18 protein-coding genes are annotated in these 20,145 nt (G+C 38.6%); 7 read left to right on the top strand and 11 right to left on the bottom strand.

What is annotated here, in order from left to right; genetic code table 11:
- Nucleotides 1-9 precede the first annotated feature (9 nt).
- The gene (locus BLR27_RS01210) at nucleotides 10-1,470 is read left to right on the top strand and encodes a RagB/SusD family nutrient uptake outer membrane protein (protein WP_090698090.1); all 1,461 of its coding nucleotides are present in this window, start codon (nucleotides 10-12) and stop codon (nucleotides 1,468-1,470) included.
- A 116-nt stretch (nucleotides 1,471-1,586) separates the two neighbouring features.
- Here the strand turns inward: BLR27_RS01210 and bioD are convergent, their stop codons facing one another.
- The 4 genes from bioD to BLR27_RS01230 form a co-directional block, all read right to left on the bottom strand.
- Entirely contained in the window at nucleotides 1,587-2,198 is a 612-nt protein-coding gene (bioD, locus tag BLR27_RS01215) for a dethiobiotin synthase (protein WP_090698094.1), read from the bottom strand.
- The gene (locus tag BLR27_RS01220; protein WP_090698097.1) at nucleotides 2,195-3,316 is read right to left on the bottom strand and encodes an aminotransferase class I/II-fold pyridoxal phosphate-dependent enzyme; all 1,122 of its coding nucleotides are present in this window, start codon (nucleotides 3,314-3,316) and stop codon (nucleotides 2,195-2,197) included. Before BLR27_RS01220 ends, bioD begins: the two co-directional genes overlap by 4 nt.
- Nucleotides 3,317-3,389: 73 nt before the next feature.
- Nucleotides 3,390-3,818 (bottom strand): hypothetical protein, encoded by a 429-nt coding sequence (locus tag BLR27_RS01225; protein ID WP_090698099.1) that lies wholly within the window; start codon nucleotides 3,816-3,818, stop codon nucleotides 3,390-3,392.
- A gap of 74 nt (nucleotides 3,819-3,892) precedes the next feature.
- The gene (locus tag BLR27_RS01230) at nucleotides 3,893-4,669 is read right to left on the bottom strand and encodes an XRE family transcriptional regulator (RefSeq protein ID WP_090698102.1); all 777 of its coding nucleotides are present in this window, start codon (nucleotides 4,667-4,669) and stop codon (nucleotides 3,893-3,895) included.
- A gap of 118 nt (nucleotides 4,670-4,787) precedes the next feature.
- Between BLR27_RS01230 and BLR27_RS01235 the strand changes: the two genes are divergently transcribed.
- Nucleotides 4,788-5,138: a GIY-YIG nuclease family protein gene (locus tag BLR27_RS01235; RefSeq protein WP_090698358.1), complete on the top strand. Its 351-nt coding sequence runs from the start codon at nucleotides 4,788-4,790 to the stop codon at nucleotides 5,136-5,138.
- Here BLR27_RS01235 and msrB read toward each other — a convergent pair whose 3' ends face one another.
- From msrB to BLR27_RS01250, 3 genes are all read right to left on the bottom strand, one after another.
- Nucleotides 5,139-5,636, bottom strand: coding sequence for a peptide-methionine (R)-S-oxide reductase MsrB (msrB, locus tag BLR27_RS01240; RefSeq protein ID WP_090698363.1), 498 nt, complete (start codon nucleotides 5,634-5,636; stop codon nucleotides 5,139-5,141).
- Nucleotides 5,637-5,792: 156 nt separating this feature from the next.
- Nucleotides 5,793-8,915, bottom strand: a complete 3,123-nt coding sequence (locus tag BLR27_RS01245) for a basic secretory protein-like protein (RefSeq protein ID WP_090698106.1) — start codon at nucleotides 8,913-8,915, stop codon at nucleotides 5,793-5,795.
- An 89-nt stretch (nucleotides 8,916-9,004) separates the two neighbouring features.
- Nucleotides 9,005-11,470 (bottom strand): transglycosylase domain-containing protein, encoded by a 2,466-nt coding sequence (locus BLR27_RS01250; protein WP_090698109.1) that lies wholly within the window; start codon nucleotides 11,468-11,470, stop codon nucleotides 9,005-9,007.
- A 114-nt stretch (nucleotides 11,471-11,584) separates the two neighbouring features.
- On the opposite strand from BLR27_RS01250, the gene BLR27_RS01255 reads away from it, so the two are divergent.
- Entirely contained in the window at nucleotides 11,585-12,457 is an 873-nt protein-coding gene (locus tag BLR27_RS01255; protein WP_090698113.1) for a polyphosphate kinase 2 family protein, read from the top strand.
- 11 nt (nucleotides 12,458-12,468) lie between these two features.
- Here the strand turns inward: BLR27_RS01255 and BLR27_RS01260 are convergent, their stop codons facing one another.
- The 3 genes from BLR27_RS01260 to BLR27_RS01270 are packed head-to-tail and all read right to left on the bottom strand — an operon-like array spanning nucleotide 12,469 to nucleotide 14,760.
- Nucleotides 12,469-12,753: a GNAT family N-acetyltransferase gene (locus BLR27_RS01260; RefSeq protein ID WP_090698117.1), complete on the bottom strand. Its 285-nt coding sequence runs from the start codon at nucleotides 12,751-12,753 to the stop codon at nucleotides 12,469-12,471.
- Nucleotides 12,754-12,794: 41 nt separating this feature from the next.
- Nucleotides 12,795-13,577, bottom strand: a complete 783-nt coding sequence (locus tag BLR27_RS01265; RefSeq protein ID WP_090698121.1) for an amidohydrolase — start codon at nucleotides 13,575-13,577, stop codon at nucleotides 12,795-12,797.
- Between the two features lie 40 nt (nucleotides 13,578-13,617).
- The gene (locus tag BLR27_RS01270; protein WP_090698125.1) at nucleotides 13,618-14,760 is read right to left on the bottom strand and encodes a methionine aminotransferase; all 1,143 of its coding nucleotides are present in this window, start codon (nucleotides 14,758-14,760) and stop codon (nucleotides 13,618-13,620) included.
- 99 nt (nucleotides 14,761-14,859) lie between these two features.
- Between BLR27_RS01270 and BLR27_RS01275 the strand changes: the two genes are divergently transcribed.
- From BLR27_RS01275 to BLR27_RS01285, 3 genes are read left to right on the top strand one after another with little or no spacing between them, the layout of a single operon-like run.
- Entirely contained in the window at nucleotides 14,860-15,630 is a 771-nt protein-coding gene (locus BLR27_RS01275) for a queuosine precursor transporter (protein ID WP_090698128.1), read from the top strand.
- A gap of 55 nt (nucleotides 15,631-15,685) precedes the next feature.
- Entirely contained in the window at nucleotides 15,686-16,801 is a 1,116-nt protein-coding gene (locus BLR27_RS01280; protein WP_090698132.1) for a dienelactone hydrolase family protein, read from the top strand.
- Nucleotides 16,798-17,946 (top strand): alpha/beta hydrolase family protein, encoded by a 1,149-nt coding sequence (locus BLR27_RS01285; protein WP_143007675.1) that lies wholly within the window; start codon nucleotides 16,798-16,800, stop codon nucleotides 17,944-17,946. The genes BLR27_RS01280 and BLR27_RS01285 overlap by 4 nt, the downstream gene beginning before the upstream one ends.
- A 166-nt stretch (nucleotides 17,947-18,112) precedes the next feature.
- Here the strand turns inward: BLR27_RS01285 and BLR27_RS01290 are convergent, their stop codons facing one another.
- Nucleotides 18,113-18,802, bottom strand: coding sequence for an FKBP-type peptidyl-prolyl cis-trans isomerase (locus BLR27_RS01290; protein WP_090698370.1), 690 nt, complete (start codon nucleotides 18,800-18,802; stop codon nucleotides 18,113-18,115).
- A 137-nt stretch (nucleotides 18,803-18,939) separates the two neighbouring features.
- Here BLR27_RS01290 and BLR27_RS01295 point away from each other — a divergent pair, with 137 nt between their 5' ends.
- Nucleotides 18,940-20,145 (top strand): sterol desaturase family protein, encoded by a 1,206-nt coding sequence (locus BLR27_RS01295; protein ID WP_090698135.1) that lies wholly within the window; start codon nucleotides 18,940-18,942, stop codon nucleotides 20,143-20,145.

Below are 20,145 nucleotides of genomic sequence, written 5' to 3' on the forward strand. Positions count from 1 at the left end.
CTTAGTATTATGAAAAAAATATTTATAAAAATCTGTTCGGTAGCAATGGTTTTAACCATATTATCGGGCTGTAAAAAGGAGTATTTAGAAACTGCTCCAACCGGATCAGTACCTTCTGAGGGTGTTTTTACCACCACCGATGGTGCATTAGTAGCCTTAAATGGTACTTACCGGTATATGTGGAATAGTCTTGGAGGTAGTCATGGTCATTTTGGTCAGAAGGCTGTTGACCTTACTATGGATGTTATGGGTAATGACATGGCTATTCATGGAACAAGTTATGGTTGGTTTAATGCGGAGAACAGATTTACTGCTCACTTAAACCCTGCACCAGGTACACGTTCTGCATTTACATGGGAGTATTATTACAGAGTTATTAATAATGCGAACATCATTATCAAAAATATAGATGCTGCCACTGGTCCTGCTGCCGACAAAGATAATATCAAAGGTCAGGCACTGGCATTAAGAGCATACAACTATTTTTACCTTGTTAACTTATTTCAGCATACCTATAAGGGTAATGAGACTAAGCCTGGTGTTCCTGTTTATACAGAGCCTATTATTACTGGTAATCCAAGAGGAACTGTTGCTGCTGTTTACACTCAGATCATTGCAGATTTAAAAGCTGCTGAGACCTTATTAGCTGGTAAAACCAAGAAACAGTTTGCTCATATTAATCAGGCAACTGTTAAGGGAATCTATGCCAGAGTAGCATTGCAAATGGAGGATTGGTCAACTGCAGCTACAAAAGCAGCAGAAGCTCGTTCAGCTTATCCTTTGATGTCAAATGCACAGTATGTTGCAGGCTTTAGTGTGAAAAATACTGAGTGGATCTGGGGATTAGAAATTCCAAATGATCAGGCTACTATTTTTGCATCTTTCTTCTCTCATTTTGATGCTAATACTTTGAGTTATGCTCAGTTGGGCATGCAGAAGAAGATCACAAAGGAGCTTTATGATCAGATTCCCGCTGCTGATGTTAGAAAATCGACTTTTAGAACTCCTGGAACCGCTACCTCAACATTCCCTGACTACAGTCAGAATAAATTCAGATTGCCAACTCCTGGTTCATGGGCAGCTGATTATATCTTGTTAAGGTCTTCAGAAATGTATTTGATCGAAGCTGAAGCTAATGCTCGTCTTGGTGATGCAGGTAAAGCTAAAACGGCTTTGGAAGCACTTATCAAGCCAAGAAATGCTGCATATGTTGCACCTGCAACAGCTCCGGATTTAATTACCGAAGCCTTATTACAAAGAAGAATTGAGCTTTGGGGAGAAGGTTTCTCATTGCTGGATCTTAAGCGTTTGAAACTTCCTTTGAACAGAGCTTCTGGTACAGGAAATCATGTTGCAGCGATCGCAGTTATTTTTACACTGCCTTCTCAAGATCCAACATGGTTATTCAGAATTCCTCAATCAGAGATTGATGCTAGTGATGCAATTAATCCTGCTGATCAGAATCCATAATCAATATAAATTTTCAAAAAAAGGTCCCTGGTGCATTTGCATCAGGGACCTTTTTTTTGATAAAATATTTGTTGGACCAGAAAGGTCACTTGTTTTTATACAAACAATACTTTAAATTAATAGATCAGTTGATCTGAGAATTCCTTGATCGAAGCTTTATTAAGTTTATTAAAAAAAGGAATACGAATAATTGGGATCCCTGTTTGTTTGAAAATAACCTCTTCTGAACTTTGATTGGTCTCTCCGCAGAATATCAGTCGGCGAATTGGTATATTTCTGGTTTTCAGAATTTCAGCTGAAAGCAAGGTATGATTTATACTTCCCAGATAGTTTTTAGAAACCAGCACTACTTCAGCATCCAGTTTTTTTATCAGATCGATCATCAGATCTTTATCATTCAATGGGACCATTAATCCTCCGGCACCTTCAATGATCAGCTGATTTTCTGTATTGGGTAAAATGATCTTATCCAAATCTATCCGTATTCCGTCCAGGGCAGCAGATTGATGGGGAGAGAGGGGCTGTGAGAGACGATAAGCTTCTTCATGGAATAAGCTTTGCTCGTTGGAAATTAAACTGCGTACTAGCATTGTATCACTGTTGTCCAATTCGCCTGATTGTACAGGTTTCCAATAATCAGCCTTTAATTTTTCCACCAGAATAGCAGAAACTATAGTTTTGCCTACTCCTGTTCCTATACCTGTTATAAATATGGGCCGCTTTGTCAAAGTATTTGATTTAAAATAGTACAGAGGTTATTTATTTCATTCATTGAATTATGATTGTGCAGACATATTCTAAGGCGTTCTGTGCCAATTGCAACAGTCGGACTTAGTATTGCCCTGACATCAAAACCGGCTTGTTGAATTTTTATAGCTGCCTCTCTTGCCTGGCTGTTTCCCGGAACCAGGATGATCTGTATAGCCGATCTGCTTTGTAATAGATTGATTACCGGATTAATATTCTGTTTGAATTGTCTGATTCGTTCATGAATCATTGTTTGATGATCACGAATTTTGAGAAGGTCATAGGAGACCTTTATGGCTAAATGACTTAGAAATGAGGAGGCTGTAGTAAAAATGAAAGATCTGGAAAAATTGATCAGGTAATTGCGGAGCTGATCGCTACCCAAAACTGCAGCGCCATGTGCGCCCATACCTTTTCCAAAGGTGATAATTCTTGCGAAAACCTTGTCGCATAATCCCAGTTCATGCACCAGCCCTCTTCCTGAATTTCCAAATATTCCAATAGCATGTGCCTCATCTACAATCAGAGCAGCATCATGTTTTTTTGCAATTTTTGCAATTTCCGTAAGTGGTGCCTCATCTCCATCCATAGAATAGATGCTTTCAACAACAATAAATATTCTGCCTTTTGCAAGTTTTAATTTTTGTTCGAGGTTTTGCAGGTCATTATGCCTGAATACGAAGCGTGATGCATGGCTTAGCCGGATACCATCAATAATAGAAGCATGAATATACTCATCTGAAATAATGGTGTCGCCGCGTTGCGGGATGCAGGAGAACAGACCAATATTGGCATTATATCCTGAATTAAAGAGAAGGGAGCTCTCTGCCTTATGGAATTTTGCAATTTCATTTTCAAGATTTTCAGTAAAGCGATCATTGCCTGCCAGCAAGCGTGAACCTCCGGAACCCATGCGGTAATGAGGGTACTTTTTCATTTCAGTCTCAAACATTGCCCTGAACTCCATTGAATGAGCAAAGCCCAGGTAGTCGTTTGAGCAGAAATCAATCAGATTGTTTTCTGGCTTTAAAGTACGTAGTGAGTCGTTACTTCTGCGATACTCTAAACTTTCCGAAATGAATTTATTAATGCCTTCCAAGTTTTATTTTTGTTAAAAATAAGAAAAGCGGTCTAATTAGACCGCTTTTCTTAGGAATGCAGTATAAGATTATTTAACCTTTTCTTGGGCCATGCATTGGACGTCTATGTTCCTGCATACGTTCTTTCCCCTTTGCTTTCATCTCCTCCAAGGTTTTTTGCTGCTCTTCTGTAAGGATCTTATTCATTTTTTTCTCACCTTCATCCATTAACTCCTTACGTTTTTCCATTTGGTTTTTTCTGGTTGCAGCATCAGCTTCCTGCATTTTTCCCATTTTATTTGCACGTTCCAGTTGAAGTGCATATACTTTTTCTTTCTGCTCAGGAGTTAAATTTAATTTTTTCTCAAGTGCATCTGTACTCATTTTTGCACGTTCTTCAGGAGATTTCATCTCACGATGAGGCTGACCCGCTTCATGACCTTTTCTCTGTGGAGTATCTTGTGAATAACCAGCGCCTACTAATCCTATTAATAAACCTGCAGTAATCAATATTTTTTTCATATCTATTTGTGTTTGTATATACAGATAGATGATTTTTAGGTAATAAGGTTTAAAATCTTAATTGTTAAATAATGTTAAGATTTATTTCTATCGAGATTAGAGATTGATTTTTGCATCTGTGATACCATAGTAGTGAGCGTTTCTAAGGTTGGTTCAGGGGCAGGATCAGGAAAGTCTGTACTAATATATGCTTTTGCCTTCCAGATCTCTAAAACGTCTTCACCAGCAATAGAGTAGGGCTCATAAACCGGATTGTCTGAGATAAGTTTTAAAGCTTTGTTTTCCTTGAATTTATTGCCAATTCTTTTATAAACGATCCCGTCACTTTTGCTGATCACCACATAGGTATCGCCAGGTTTAAGTTCATTCCAGTTGGAAAGATACTCTCCGACAACCACAGTTCCGGATTGTAGTGGGAGCATTGAATCACCTTTTATTTCAAATGCACGATAGGTTCCCTGACGAAACATGGGCAAGTGGAATTTTGGAAGCTCTGAAATGTATTCCGGATCTCCATAGCCATTCAGATAGCCTGCGCTGGCCTTTACAGGAACCAGTTCAATATTCTCTCTGTCCTGACTATCAACTGAAATGCTTAATACTCTGATATTCGCAGGATCGCCTTTTGGTTTCGGTTTCCATTTGTCGTCAATGCGATCATTGATGAGTTCGTCCATGGAAAGCTCGTAAAACTCTGCGAATTTTTTTAGTAATTCATATTTAGGCTCTGCCCGGTCCTCTTCATATGCTCCAACAAGAGAGCGTTTAATATCAAGAGTGTCTGCAAATTGCTGTTGTGTAAGCCCTTTTTTCTTGCGGAGGTACTTCAGATTGGAAGAAATGTTTGCCATTTGAAAATAAATTTGGAAATACTAAAATTGTTAGTAAATTTATGCTCATAAAATTAGCAATTATTCTTGGAACAAAAAATTTAAATTTTAATATATGCCGATCCTAACTAAACCAGCCATGAGAACTAAAAAATTTGTTTATTTAGTAACTGACCGTAACCGTACTTGCATACATGTAGGGATGAGTACTGACCTGATGAAGACCATGAGTTTCTACAGACAGATGCCCAATTTATTTTTTGATGCAGGGCAGCAATTAACAAGGCTTGTTTATTTTGAAGAACTAAGTTCTGAATCAGCTGCTCTTGAACGTTTTAATTTAATTAACAAGTTTGCGCGTATACAAAAAGACAGGCTGATCAGATCTGTTAATCCTGACTGGATCGACCTGACCATTGGCTTAGATTTTGAGCAGGTATTGATCTCTGGAATTCAGCCAATGCGTGCTTCTTTCAGCAGTTTATCCTGATTACTTTTTTATAAATTTCAGGGCAGCTGAATTCATGCAGTAGCGTTTGCCGCCTTTATCTTTAGGACCGTCATCAAATACATGGCCCAGGTGCAATCCGGTTTTAGTTTCGATCACTTCATCACGGATCATTCCGTGGCTGTCATCGGTTACAACGGTGATCACTCCGGCTTTAATTGCTTTGGTAAAGCTTGGCCAGCCACTACCTGATTCATATTTGTCTTCCGAACTGAATAATGGTTCGCCAGTAGCAGCACTTACATAAATGCCCTTTTGATGATTGTTATTATATGGATTTTTAAATGGAGGTTCGGTACCTCTTTTTACCATAATTTCAAAGGAAATGGGACTTAATATCTTTCTCCATTCTGCTTCTGATTTTTGGATCGGGAAACTTAGTGCTTTAGTATTTTCTTGTTTGGTTTTGGCTTTGTTTTGTCCGCAGCTGCTGCTTGTAATTAGAAAAACTAACATGGCAACACTTAATATGACTTTCATTGGATTATCTTTAATTGTACATGGAAGGTAGATCATAAATATTTTTATGCATGCGATGACTGAAAGTAATCACATGTATAAGTTACGAAATAGTTAAATGTTTGGTTTTATTTAGATGAACAATAAAAAAAGCGATCCTGAGATCGCTTTTTCTTTTTACCATCCCGGTGCAAAGGTTAACCCAAATACTCCGAGGTTCACATCTTTTCTTTGGAAAGGTATCGCATAATATGGTTCAAGAACAAAATATCCGAATACATTTACTCTTAAGGATACACCGGCACTCATGGCAGGTATTCGTTCCAGATATCCCGTGGCACCGCCAACCTGGCGTGGCTCAGATCTGAAGGCCACTTTTGAATCATTATCGTAAGCAAGCCCCATATCAAAAAATAAATTCAGGTCTGAGAATAAGAATTTGGATTCAACTGCAGCCAATTTTTTGGGGCCTGTAAATGGAAGTCGTAATTCGAAATTAGCAACAGCAATTCTTGAACCCACTAACTGATTAATATCAAATCCATCTGTAGTAGCTGATCCGTTCTTGTAAAAAGAGTTGGCCTCATATCCGCGTATCAAATATCCATATCCGGCATACATCTGATATAGTCTGTTTTCATCACGCCCGAAACGAGTGTAGGTATAAAGTCTGGCTGCGATGGTTACTGGTTTTACCCGTACATATCTTCTTCCATCAACCGTCAGTGCATTCAATTTATAATCGCCCTGGTAGTTTTCAATTCCCACACGGTAACGAAATCCGGAAAGGGGAGAAGTAACACCTGAGAATGAATTGTCTCCAACAAATGCTGCATTCAACTGCACTGTTGTGAAAGGATTAAAGTAAACACCATAGGTTTGAAATGCTTCATCCTTTGATAGTTTTTCTCTGTCAGTACCGATCTGATATCCCTGATTATAATCGTAATAATTATTATATCTGTCTATTCGGTAGCTATAACGGGAAATTCCACTTCCTGCTTCAAAGCGATGATTTTTCGAAAAAGGATAAGATCCAAAAACTGAAAACTGATCTTCAAATGTGCGGATGATATCGTATCGTTCGATATAAGTTTGTCCGATACCCGGAATATTTTCAACTGCAGCAGAAAACTGACCTGAAACATAAGGAATATGTGATCCTACTACGCCCCAATTGATTCTGCTTTGTTGGTTAACATAAGCTACCTGACCTCCAAAATCATAGATCTCCCCATTTACCGCTGCTGTAGCGTAGATCTGATTTCTTCCAAGAATATCACTGAAAACGCCTTGTATACCACTTGAAAGTCCTGTTCCAAATCTTCCAACTGAGGCACCAACACCATTACTCGATAGATAATCCAGCTTAAATTTAGGTTGATAAGCAATAGTGCGGATTGAATCTTTTGGAATTCTTTCGAATCTTTCAAAGTTATCCAGGTTGGCATTTACAATGTTCACCCCAACAGACCTAGAAGGGGGAAGTTCTGCAGCATCAAAATTGATCTCGTCGTTACCTACAGGTACCGGTTTGAAATCAGAGGCTTTAGCATTATAGATGGTATATTTCTGAGCTCTGTAATAAGAGTACAATATATCATCTTTGGTAGATACACTTAAAGCTGGAGAATATTCTGTGATACCACTTATACCTGTGAAATAATCAGTTAACTGTTCAACTGATTGTTTCTCAAGAGAGTAGCGGTACAAATTTCTGAAACCATCCCTGTTAGACAGGAAGTAAATACTTTTATTATCTCCTGAATATTGAGGATTCAGGTTGTTGGCTCCATCAAATACAGGAATGTCAGTGATCTTTTTACTAGCCAGATCAATGATAGCCATGTTTAGCGTGATATCTACGCTGGTTGAAGACTGATCGAAGGTTTTACGGTCGGTACTGAATACTATTGCACTTCCGTCTCTGGAATAACTGGGATGATAATCTGAATATTTGTCATTGGTCAACTGGGTCAGTAATCTCGTGCGAAGGTTAAATTGGTAAAGGTCATTTTGGCCTTCTTTTAATCCTGAAAAGGCAACATCGTTTCCATTTGGCGACCAGGTAATATTGCTGAACTCTTCAACTTTCCCCATTGCCTCAGTAGTCACAATCTTTCCGTTAGATACGTCAATGATCATTAGTTTATTTACACCTGCACTGAATACGCTGAATGCAAATTTTCTGCTATCAGGCGACCATGCACCGGCAGATTCAATAAAGTTGTATTCATCTATATCACCACTTTTGGCTTTACTTGATAATTTCCGGATGATCTTTCCTGTTCGTGCATCAGCAAGGAAGAGGTCAATGCTGAGGAGATCCCTTTCTGAAAGAAATGCAACATAATTTCCATCGGGTGAAATAGCGGGAGCAACGTTGTAGTTGGCACCACCATTTTTTTCGTCGATGATCTTTTTCCCGATCGGTACCTGTGCTGTATCCTTAAGATAAGGGCGGTAAGTATTTTCTATACTTGTTTTCCACAGGCTTGATAAGGTTCGGTCATCGTATCCAAAAGTACGGCGAATGGCCATTTCATAGCCGTATTTAGCAGTCTCTTTAAAGAATGGAACAATAACTGTGTCTCCATAGGTTGAACCAATATAAGACCAGAACGCCTGCCCATAGCGATAAGGGAAATATTTGTTTGATTCGGTCAGATCCTTTAAGGTAGGGATATCTTTATTCAAAAATGCATCACGCATCCACATAGAAGTATAAGCATCCTGTTTACCGACAGAAAGGTATTCAGCCATACCTTCTACCATCCATAAAGGCAGGTTTGCAATATTCTCAAGGTTTGTTGAATCACCTTCAATTAATGAATGATATTGAAAAGCATGAACAAGTTCGTGTCCAAGAACGTGTCTTGTTTGATGATTTACCTGCGAAATAGGCATGATCACCCTGTTTTTGAGACCTTCAGTAACACCACCTGTACCTACTCCAATTTCACCGCTTAATGCCGTAGTTTGTTGAAAGTCGGGATGATTTGAGTAAAGTATAAATGGATTTTTCTTTAAAAAAGTATCCCTGAATACCTGCTGATGTAATTCATACCAAACTTCAGCTTCTTTAGCAAAGCGCTGAACAAGGCTGTCATTTTTCAGGTAATAATACAGGTCGAAGTGGGGGGTTTCATATACCTTGAATTTCAGGTTTTTGTACCTCACTTTATTCTGACCAAAATATTGAGCCTGAACGTCGATGCTATTGCCGACAAGTGTTATTAAAAAAAAGGACAATATCAGCCAAAATGATGGCTTTCTTCGGGCAACTGTATTTTCTCTCATTGAATATCTTGAAATGATCTAAACTAAATTACGTAAAAATATTGATTTTGATTTTTGAGGAATTTTAAAAAAATTAATGAAAAGTAAAATCAATTAACAGGCTTTGGTTTATTTTGTTTACGTTCTTCCCTGATTTCTTTACGCGTTTTCTTGACCTCTACTGGCGGCTCTGTTTTTGGATTTACAGGGGGCTTATTATCTGCAGGCAGATTGGTTTTATTTTCCTGTATTTTTGGAGTTATAGTTTGCCGGGGATTTAAATTCGTGCTTTCTGATGTATCAGGAAGATCTACCGGTGAGTACAATGAATCGGTAAATAAGGAGTCTACAGTTGTTGTGTCCGAAGAATACCTCGGAGTTTCGCATTGGTATTCTCTCGTGATTTTAACTCCGGGTTTAGGAAAAGGTCCTTGACTTATTCCAAGGGTTTTATCTTTATAAACTTTCTCCATGAATTTCCCAAAGATCGGTAATGCAGTTCTGGATCCTTCACCGGTTTGGGATGATTTGAAGTGTACACTTCGTTCATCACATCCAACCCAAACACCTGTAACCAGATCTTTGGTTACACCCATGTACCAGCCATCTACATAATCAGAAGATGTTCCTGTTTTACCGCCGATCTGGTTATTGTTTTTCCAAAGATCCCATTCCCATAAAGCCTGTGAAGTGCCTTCAGGTTCCTCCATACCACCACGAAGCATATAGATCATCAACCAGGCTATTTCTTCACTGAGCGTTCTCTTTTGTTCCGATTTGAATTCTTCAATCAGGTTTCCATCCAGATCCATGATCTTCTCGACCAGAATAGGTTCAGATCTAACTCCTTTATTCAGGAAGGTTCCATACGCTTTGACCATTTCAAAAACACTGACATCATTCGGACCTAAACTAACAGAAGGAACAGCTTTTAGGTCGCTTTCAATACCACATTCATGTGCATATTTAACTACATTTTCAGCTCCAACTTTTTCAGTGATCTGTGCTGTAATAGAGTTTACAGATTTGCCCATTGCCCAGCGCATAGACATTTCCCTTCCTGAGAAGCTGTAATTTGAGTTTTTAGGTTCCCAATATTCAGTTTTGCCTTTTATGGTATATGGAATCCGTACAGCCTGATCAATAAATTTATCACAAGGATTCATCCCCGCTTCAAGAGCTGCCAGGTAGGCAAATGGCTTAAAGGTTGAGCCTGCCTGTCTTTTTGCCTGATTAACATGATCGTATTTGAAATAGTTATGATTTATTCCGCCAACCCAAACTTTAATATGGCCATTGAACGGATCAAGGGTCATCATTCCTGTGTTCAGGATCTTTGCATAGTACTTAATGGAATCGATCGTAGAATAAATAACCTCCTTTTCGCCATTCCAGCTGAAAACTTTCATTTTCTTAGGAAGGTTCAGATAATGATCAATGGAATCGCGGTTTCCTTTAAACCGTTTTTTCAGGAAGTCATAGTAAGGTAGTCGCTGAGCCGCCTTTTCAGGGAAGTCAATAATTTCTTTTCCATCTGAAGTTCTCCATGGATTTTCATTTCCCCAAACATTTTCAAATCGCTTTTGCAGGATCTTCATCTGGCCTGTTACCGCTTCCTCAGCATATTGCTGCATTCTGGAATCGATTGTGGTATATATTTTCAATCCGTCAGCATAAAGGTCATAGCCATTGTCTTCGCACCATTTTTCCAGGTACCGTGAAACAGCTGATCTAAGATAGGAGCCACCATCACTTCCTTCATCCAGGCTTCCGGGATTTAATTTAAGAGGCCTTTGGCTGTATTTTTTATATTCTTTATCAGTCAGGAATTCATATTTCTGCATCTGGGATAATACCGTATTACGCCGTTCAAGTGATTTTTCGGGATTCCGGATTGGATTATAGGTTGTTGTTGCTTTTAGCATTCCAACCAGAAGTGCGGCCTCTTCAACCTGAAGTTTAGCTACACTTTTATTGAAATATCGTTTTGAGGCTGTTTTTATGCCGAAGGTATTATTACCAAAAGGTACCGTGTTCAGGTAGAGTGTTAGAATTTCGTTTTTTGAATAGTAATTTTCCAGTTTGTATGCAGTTACCCATTCCTTTAATTTAAAAACTACTGTTCTAACCAATGGAATATATTTGATCAATCCCTGAGATTTTCTGTTTCTGGTGCTGTAAAGGTTTTTTGCAAGCTGTTGGGTGATCGTACTCGCGCCACGTCTGTCACCACTGGCTGTTGATACGATACTGGAAATAAGTGATCTGACATCAATTCCACTGTGCTTATAAAATCGAACATCTTCAGTCGCAACCAGGGCATCAATGATCGAAGGAGATATACTGTCATATTCAACAGGAGTTCTGTTTTCTTTATAATATTTTCCAATGAGCTTGCCATCGGAGGTATATAGCTCAGAAACGACATTAATATTGGGGGTTTTTATATCCCTAATGGTTGGAGAGTATCCAAACAACCATAAAAAGTTTAGTTCAAGGGCACAAAAAAAGATAACAATAAAGTATAAAGCTATTATAGCATAGCGAAGACGCTTATTTTTAATTCTTCTGAACATGTGGTAAATATGAGGAAATCATGATTAATATGGTGTAAATTTCTTGGATTTTCAGAATGCAGCATTTTTCGCACAATGTGCGTACCAAAATCAATAAATTATTAAAATTATTTTATGGATAATCTGATTAAAAAATTCAAAATAAGCAGTAAAAAACCCTTTAGTATTAAAGAACATGATCCTGAATTTTCAGGCAAGTTTAAAAAGGATGAAGCCGTTGATCTGCTGAATGAGTTAAGTGCTGAAATGAGTGAACTTCAGGAGCAGATGTATGCCCAGAATAAACACTCCCTTCTTATTATTTTTCAGGCAATGGATGCTGCCGGAAAGGATAGTGCGATAAAATATACTATGAGTGGTTTAAATCCTCAGGGTTGTCAGGTTTATAGTTTCAAACAGCCTAGTCCGGAAGAACTGGATCATGATTTTATCTGGCGACATTACAAGGCCTTACCTGAGCGGGGAAGAATCGGGATACATAATCGTTCGCATTATGAAAATGTATTGGTCTGTAAGGTTCACCCTGAATATGTTTTAAATGAAGGGTATGTTGCAGCCGAATCTATCAATAAAGATTTCTGGGAAGAACGTTATGAGAGCATTCGTAATTTCGAAAAGCATATCTCTGATAACGGAACAGTGATCATCAAGTTTTTTCTGAATGTTTCAAAAAATGAACAAAAGAAACGGTTTCTGGAAAGAATAGATCTTCCAAATAAGAATTGGAAGTTTTCTTCCGCAGATATTGATGAGCGGGCATTATGGGATGATTATATGAAAGTATATGAAGAAGCCATCAATGCGACCAGTGTAGATAATTCTCCCTGGTATATTATCCCTGCAGATAAGAAATGGTTTACCAGGATCGCCATCAGCAGGATCATTATTGATACATTTAAATCGATGGAACTGAAACATCCTGAACTTTCTGATTCTGAAAAATTAAAGCTTGAAGAATGCAGGAAAAACTTATTAAATGAAAAATAAATCAGGTGCTTTTATTTCAAAAGCACGTCCTGATAGGCAGGATTTTTTTCGAAAACTGTTTTTGCAAAAGGACATAAGGGTATAACTTTAATGGATTTGTCCCTTGAATAGGAAACAGCAGCTTCAACCAGCATATTGCCAATTCCCATACCTTTCAGGGGTTTACAAACGATGGTATGGTCCAATATTAATTTATCAGAACCAGCGAAGCTGTAGGTTATTTCTGCAAGTAAAATATTGTCCTCTTCTACATAGAAAGAGCCTTTATGCGTGTTTTCCCGATGTTTAATTTCCATTATGATGCAGATGATGGTTCTTATAAATCACAAGATTTGAATTATTTATCAGTCAGTTTAAAGGAGTCCCCATCTTTAAGGAATGGGAAAGAGGCTCGTGCTTCTGTGAGATCATCCTTATTGATCGAGAAAGTATAAAGGTCTTCATCATTGGGTTTATAGTAAATTACTTTTCCATTCGGATCTATACACATAGAATCACCGGAATGATAAACTTCATTTCCATCATGCCCAACCCGGTTTACAGCAACTACGAAAGCCTGATTTTCTATAGCCCTTGCCGGTATAAGTGAGCGCCAGTGTAAAGAGCGGCGTTCCGGCCAGTTGGCAACGATCAATAACATGTCGTATTCCTGATTGGTATTTCTAAGCCAAACTGGAAAACGAAGATCATAACAGATCACAGGACAAATTTTCCAGTCGTTCAGCTCAACAAAAAGCTTTTTATTGCCTGCCGTATAATGCTGATCCTCTTCGCCTAAACCAAAAAGATGCCTCTTGTCATAATATTCATATGTGCCGTCAGGACGCATCCAGATCAGGCGATTGTAATTCTTATTATCTTCCTTTATAATGATACTTCCGGTAACTACACTATCGAATTTTCGAGCCTGCTCAAGCATCCACTTCATGGATTTACCATCCATTTCTTCAGCAAGTTTGGAAGGGTTCATCGAAAAGCCTGTGCTGAACATTTCAGGAAGAACAATAAGATCAGTCTTTTCACGAATGGAAGACAGCCTTAAACCCAGATTCTGAAGGTTTTTGTCAATGTTTTCCCAAAACAGGTAAGTTTGAAACGTGGTTATTTTTAGTATGCTCATCAGAAATTATTCATACGTGATAATTTAGTAAATGTTGCTATTAAACTTTAACTAAGTATTGAACGGCTTTTTCAAGTGTTTCTTTCTTTTTTGCAAAACAAAATCGAAGTACATGGTGGTCTGTGCCCTTAGAATAAAATGCAGAAACCGGTATTCCTGCAACTCCAAATTCTTTTATTAGCCTCATCGCCAGGTCTGTATCTTTTTCATTGCTGATCCTGCTATATTGGACGGATTGAAAATATGAACCATGGCATGGTAAGAGGTCGAAGCGTGTTTCTTTCATCAAGTTAGAAAAAAAATCCTTTTTAACCTGAAAAAAATTGCTGATTTCCAGATAATTACGTTCATTTCTTAAAAAATCTGATATTGCATGCTGAACAAATGAATTTACACTGAATACTTCAAACTGATGAACTTTTCGGAATTCTTTCATCATCCATTCTGGCGCAAGGCAATACCCAACCTTCCAGCCTGTAGCATGTAAAAGTTTTCCAAATGATGCTGTAATAAAACTTCGTTCCCTTAATTCCGGATAACGGGATATGCTTAGATGCTGTTTTCCGTCGTAAATAAGATGCTCATATACTTCGTCGCTAAGTATTAATATGTTGGTGTCTCTGGTTAAATTGATCAGGCATTTTATATCATTATCATCCAGAGTTCTTCCAGTAGGGTTGTTGGGATAGTTTAGAATGATCATTCTGGTCTTATCATTGATAAGCTTTCCAACCTCTTCCCAGTCGATGGTATAGTTTGGAGCACTTAATTCAACCGACCGTATACGGCCTCCAAAAAGCGTTACTGCAGGGCCATATGAATCATAAGCAGGTTCAAATATGATCACCTCATCTTCAGGTCTGATCACGCAGGCAATGGATGCAAATAATGCCTGTGTTCCACCGGCTGTGATGGTAATTTCAGTTTCAGGATCATAAATAGCATGGTGGAGCTTTTCTTGTTTTTCAGCTATACGCTCCCTGAGAGAGAGGAGTCCGGCCATAGGTGCATATTGGTTATAACCTGATCTCATATAATGACCTACTAGTCCGACGAGTTCCGGAGAACATTCATAATCCGGGAAACCCTGCGATAAATTAATAGCCTTGTGCTGAACAGCCAGCTGCGACATGACGGTGAAAATAGTAGTGCCTACATCCGGCAATTTGGAATTTATATGCATAGTGGAGCTAAATTAGGAAATTCTGCTTTCCTGTTTTGGAATGTTCCGTTAAAATCCGGATTAAATTATTATTTTGAACTGTTCTTATATCTTAAATAAATGACTTATAAAACCAAAGAAAGTCGTCTTTTTCTTGTTTTGGGCTCTTTTTTAATTGCTAATGCAATTCTTGCAGAATTTATCGGAGTGAAAATTTTTACCGTTGAAGGCTCATTAGGAATTCAAAAATTCAATATCAATATGTTTGGTGTTCCCGATCTTTCATTTAATATGTCAGCAGGTGTAGTTACCTGGCCATTGATCTTTATTATGACGGATATTATAAACGAATATTTTGGGATAAAACAGGTTCGGTTTTTATCAATCCTCGCTGCTATTCTGATCAGCTATGCTTTTTTTGTGGTCGGCTTTGCAATGGATCTGGTCCCTTCTGATTTCTGGATCAATCAAACCGTTAATGGAGAGGCAATTAATATGAATAATGCCTTCAGTGGAATCTTTGGTCAGGGAATGTGGATCATCGTCGGATCGATCATTGCATTTCTAATCGGACAGATGGTTGATGTGATTATTTTTCACCGGATCAAGAAAAGTACCGGAGAGCGTTTACTCTGGTTGAGGGCTACCGGATCAACCCTGGCTTCCCAGTTTATCGATAGCTTCGTTGTGATTTTTATTGCCTTTTATATTAATCCTCAGTATAACTGGAGCTGGCAGATGGTTGCGGCCATCGGTATTGTAAATTATAGCTATAAGTTTGTGGTTGCCATTCTCATGACACCATTGTTGTATGGAGTCCACAGTATTATTGATAAATACCTTGGAAAAGAACTTTCATCAAAGCTAATTGCTGAAGCAAGGAAAGCATAATTACTCAATTAATGTATTTAAATATCTGATTAATAAGTATTTAATTAAAATGTAAATGAAAAAATATATTTATCTCTGTGTACTTGTCTGTATGTTTTTAGCTGGCAATTTTTCTATTTCAGCACAGGAAGTACTTTGGAAAGAACAGACTGCATGGAAGGGTGTTCCTGAGTATTATCAGAAATGGGATTATCCTGATTTTAAATTCCCTTCTGATCTGTCGTCATGGAAAAAGGAGAGGGTACAAGTTACTGAAACACTGCAAAAATTATTAGGAGACATTCCACCGCGCCCAAAAAAGCTGAATGTTCAGACAGTCTTTAAGAAACAAATGAATGGATACATTCTGGAAAAGTTTCTGATCGACAATGGGGTAGACGGGTGGATTCCGGGTTATCTTGCCATACCTACCAATGTGAAGGGAAAGGTGCCTCTGGTTCTGGGATTACATGGACATAGCAGCAGCAAGGACAATATCATTGGTTCCAACTCATCAACAGCTCAGGATGTTTTAGCCCTTTTGATATCCAAAGGCTATGCTGTGATGGCTATTGACAGTTATTTTAATGGTGAACGCAAAGGCACAGGCCCTGCCGGAGAGCTCGAAACCCAGGCTAAGGGTGCAGATCAGGAAGCATCTCAATTCAAGATCAATTTATGGTTTGGCCGCTCGCTTTGGGGCATGCAGATCCGTGATGAGCAGATCGCACTGGATTATTTGAATACTCGTCCGGAAATTGATATGGAAAGAATTGGAGTAGAAGGAATGAGCATGGGAAGTACCCGCGCATGGTGGCTTGCTGCACTGGATTCCAGGATCAAGGTTGTGGTTGGTGTAGCCTGCTTTACCCGATATAAAGAACTCATCGAGCAACGTGAACTTCAATCGCATGGGATCTATTATTTTGTTCCGGGGATGCTTCAGCATTTTGATACCGAGGCAGTAATGGGACTTATTGCACCCAGGCCATTTCTTGCATTAACCGGGGATAGTGATAGTGGTTCTCCGCTTAGCGGGATGAAAGTCCTGGAGAAAAAGCTGGATACTGTTTATTCATTATATAAAGAGAATGATAAGTTTAAAAGTATCATTTATCAAAATACGGGTCATGTATATACCGATGACATGAAGATCGAAATGCTCGACTGGTTTGAAAAATATCTTAAATGATCTCAGCAGCTAAAATATTTTTAATGGTGCTCGGATGTGTTTCTTTGGGAGGCAATGTCCTTGCACAAAGGCCGAACCTGAAAGGAAATCCATTGCCTGAAAAAATAGCTCCTTTTTTTATAAGTCCGCCTGAATTTAAAGACCAATTGGGAGAATATCGTTCTCCCTTAAAGTTTTACAATGGAAAGGCTGTAAATACTAAACGGGACTGGGAAAAAAGACGAAAGGAGATTCTTGTAAAATGGAATGGACTGATGGGGGCATGGCCTGCATTAATAACAAACCAGAATTTTGAGATCAGAGATTCAACCCGCATGGACGGCTTTACTCAATACAGGGTCAGATTTTACTGGCTTCCTGGTCAAAAGACAGATGCTTATCTGATGATACCGGACGGTGAAGGTAAAAAACCTGCAGTGATCACTGTTTATTACGAGCCTGAAACCTCTGCGGGATTGGGAAGGGCTGATCTTCCTGACCGAGATTTTGCCTATCAGCTTGCCAAACGGGGCTTTGTTACCCTTTCCCTTGGAACAACAGAAACGACAAACAATAAAACCTACTCACTGTATTATCCAGATATAAAAAATGCCCAAGTACAGCCTCTTTCGATCTTAGCTTATGCTGCGGCCAATGCATGGAATGTTTTGGCAAAAGTTAAGGAGGTTGACAGCAAGCGAATTGGCATTATGGGCCATTCATATGGTGGTAAGTGGAGTATGTTTGCTTCCTGCCTTTATGAGAAATTTGCCTGTGCTGTTTGGTCAGACCCTGGAATTGTTTTTGACGAAAGCAGAGAATCAGTTAATTACTGGGAGCCCTGGTATTTAGGTTATCATCCGCAACCATGGCGTAAAAGAGGACTTATAACTGAGCAAAATCCAGCGAAAGGCTTGTACCCGAAAATGGTTGAAGAAGGGTTAAACCTGCATGAACTTCATGCCTTAATGGCTCCGCGTCCATTTCTTGTTTCCGGTGGCTCAGAAGATCCTGTAAGGCGCTGGATTCCATTAAATCATAGCATTGCAGTAAATCATCTCCTGGGATATGAAAACAGAGTGGCTATGACTAACCGACCTGAACATACTCCGAACCCTGATTCGAATGAGAAAGCATTTTTGTTTCTTGAATATTTTTTGAAATGAACAGACTGGCTGACAAATAAAACATCCTTTATGTTTTTTTGAATTAATATTTGGTTGCCCAAGCAATAAATAGCTTTCGGCTTTAATCTTTCAGCTTTTTTGAAAAACTACTGTTTTTTCAGCTGAAATATTGAACTGAAAAGGAATTTAAATATTTGATAATTAACTACTTACCGATCTTGATCAATTCAACTTCAAAAATAAGCGTGCTGTAAGGAGGAATATCTTTTCCAGCGCCTCGTTCTCCATAACCCAGAGAATAAGGGATAAAGAAACGGTATTTTGATCCGACAGACATTTGCTGAAGACCTTCAGTCCATCCCGGGATAACCTGATTTAAAGTAAATGTGGTTGGTTCACCACGGTCAATTGAACTGTCAAATTGTTTCCCATCCGTAAGTGTACCTTTATAATGTACAGTAACTTCATCTGTCGCTACCGGTTTAGCTCCTGTTGCCGGGCTAATAACTTCAAATTGCAAACCGCTTGGCAGTGTTGTAACTCCTGGTTTTTTCTGGTTTTCTGCTAAAAATTTCGCAGCTGCAGCAATCGATCCTTCAAATTTCTTCTTTTCAAGTCCGCTTAGATAGGCATAAATAATTTCCTGAGATTTTTCAGGGCTAATAATTATAGTTCCACCAGATAAAACATCATTCATGGCTTTTGAGATCAATGAATAATTCAAACTTGTTACTCCTCTTGATTTAAGATCATTGGCAATACTGGCTCCGAAGGCATAGCTGGCAGAATCAGTCTGGGTTTTGAATAATGGTGCTGGAGCAGCAGCAGGTTTGGTCTGTGCAAAACTTAACGTTGAAAGTGCCGATGCGGCAAAAAATAGAAGAAAGCGTTTCATTTTTGTTATTATTTGTGATTTTAATGTGCCGGCATCCGCAGGGTCAATCGGGACTGCTAAGATAGATAGCCGGCAGGAGAAATGAACAATATTCATCCGGATTTTTTGTCTTCAGGTTAAAAGCCTAAATTGGATAAATGAAAGTAGATTATATAGCCCTTTCGATTCCTGTTTTCTTTATTCTGATAGCTGTAGAGCTCGTATATGCTTTTTACAAGAAGCTTAACTACTACAGATTAAATGACTCACTTGCTAACCTGAGTCAGGGAATTGGTTCACAATTGGTCGGAATATTTTTAAAAACAATTACTTTTTTTGGATATATATTCATTTACGAACATTGGCGGTTCTATTCTTTTCCGAATACGATCTGGACCTGGTTGTTTCTGTTCATTGGCGTAGATTTTTTTTATTATTGGTTTCATCGTTTAAGTCATCAGGTCAACGCTTTATGGGCTGCTCATATTGTTCACCACCAGTCGGAAGAGTATAATTTAACCGTTGCCCTGCGGCAATCCTGGTTTCAGTCGGGTTTTGCATGGGTATTTTATCTGCCCTTAGCCTTTGTTGGATTTGAACCGGTCATGTTCCTTACAGTCAGTGCATTTAATACACTTTATCAGTTCTGGATCCATACCCGTGCCATTGGTGATATGGGACCACTGGAATGGTTCCTTAATACACCGTCCCATCATCGGGTACATCATGGATCGAATCCAAAATATATTGATAAAAATCATGCTGGAACATTAATTATATGGGACAGGTTATTCGGTACTTTTCAAAAGGAGGAGGAGGAAGTTGTTTATGGAATTACTACACCCCTTGCCAGCTGGAATCCTGTATGGGCTAATTTTCATTACTGGATTGAATTATTTAATACTTCCAGGAAAGCGAATGGTATCAAAGAAAAGGTATATGTGTTTACAAAATCGCCGGGCTGGTTTCCTGAAAATATGGGAGGGAGGCAGTTTCCAAAGGAGATCAACTTAGATTCATATGTTAAGTATAGTCCTGAATATGACCGAAAGTTTAATGTGTATATCCTTTTTCAATTTGTTTTTTCATTGATCATTGCAAGTATTTTAATTTTTACTGCAGCAAAACTTAATTTATTGCAGCTGAGTGCTTGCATGATCCTTGTCATTATGAGCCTGACATCTTACGGTTCTTTGATGGAACAGAAGAAATGGGGAATAGTTCTGGAATATTTTCGCTTTTTATGTTGGGTTCTTACGCCTTTGGTATTCAATTCTGAATTATTTTTTGTTCAATTACTAATCGGGAATACCATGTTGGTTATCCTTTCATTTATTTGGTTTAAACGACTCCTGAGAGCTTAA

The organism is Daejeonella rubra (assembly GCF_900103545.1).
GTDB lineage: Bacteria > Bacteroidota > Bacteroidia > Sphingobacteriales > Sphingobacteriaceae > Daejeonella > Daejeonella rubra.

Coding starts and splice junctions, on each gene's coding strand:
- BLR27_RS01210 (WP_090698090.1), top strand. CDS start 10: ATGAAAAAAATATTTATAAAAATCTGTTCGGTAGCAATGGTTTTAACC.
- BLR27_RS01225 (WP_090698099.1), bottom strand. CDS start 3,818: ATGAAAAAAATATTGATTACTGCAGGTTTATTAATAGGATTAGTAGGC.
- BLR27_RS01230 (WP_090698102.1), bottom strand. CDS start 4,669: ATGGCAAACATTTCTTCCAATCTGAAGTACCTCCGCAAGAAAAAAGGG.
- BLR27_RS01235 (WP_090698358.1), top strand. CDS start 4,788: ATGAGAACTAAAAAATTTGTTTATTTAGTAACTGACCGTAACCGTACT.
- msrB (WP_090698363.1), bottom strand. CDS start 5,636: ATGAAAGTCATATTAAGTGTTGCCATGTTAGTTTTTCTAATTACAAGC.
- BLR27_RS01245 (WP_090698106.1), bottom strand. CDS start 8,915: ATGAGAGAAAATACAGTTGCCCGAAGAAAGCCATCATTTTGGCTGATA.
- BLR27_RS01250 (WP_090698109.1), bottom strand. CDS start 11,470: ATGTTCAGAAGAATTAAAAATAAGCGTCTTCGCTATGCTATAATAGCT.
- BLR27_RS01255 (WP_090698113.1), top strand. CDS start 11,585: ATGGATAATCTGATTAAAAAATTCAAAATAAGCAGTAAAAAACCCTTT.
- BLR27_RS01260 (WP_090698117.1), bottom strand. CDS start 12,753: ATGGAAATTAAACATCGGGAAAACACGCATAAAGGCTCTTTCTATGTA.
- BLR27_RS01265 (WP_090698121.1), bottom strand. CDS start 13,577: ATGAGCATACTAAAAATAACCACGTTTCAAACTTACCTGTTTTGGGAA.
- BLR27_RS01270 (WP_090698125.1), bottom strand. CDS start 14,760: ATGCATATAAATTCCAAATTGCCGGATGTAGGCACTACTATTTTCACC.
- BLR27_RS01275 (WP_090698128.1), top strand. CDS start 14,860: ATGACTTATAAAACCAAAGAAAGTCGTCTTTTTCTTGTTTTGGGCTCT.
- BLR27_RS01280 (WP_090698132.1), top strand. CDS start 15,686: ATGAAAAAATATATTTATCTCTGTGTACTTGTCTGTATGTTTTTAGCT.
- BLR27_RS01285 (WP_143007675.1), top strand. CDS start 16,798: ATGATCTCAGCAGCTAAAATATTTTTAATGGTGCTCGGATGTGTTTCT.
- BLR27_RS01290 (WP_090698370.1), bottom strand. CDS start 18,802: ATGAAACGCTTTCTTCTATTTTTTGCCGCATCGGCACTTTCAACGTTA.
- BLR27_RS01295 (WP_090698135.1), top strand. CDS start 18,940: ATGAAAGTAGATTATATAGCCCTTTCGATTCCTGTTTTCTTTATTCTG.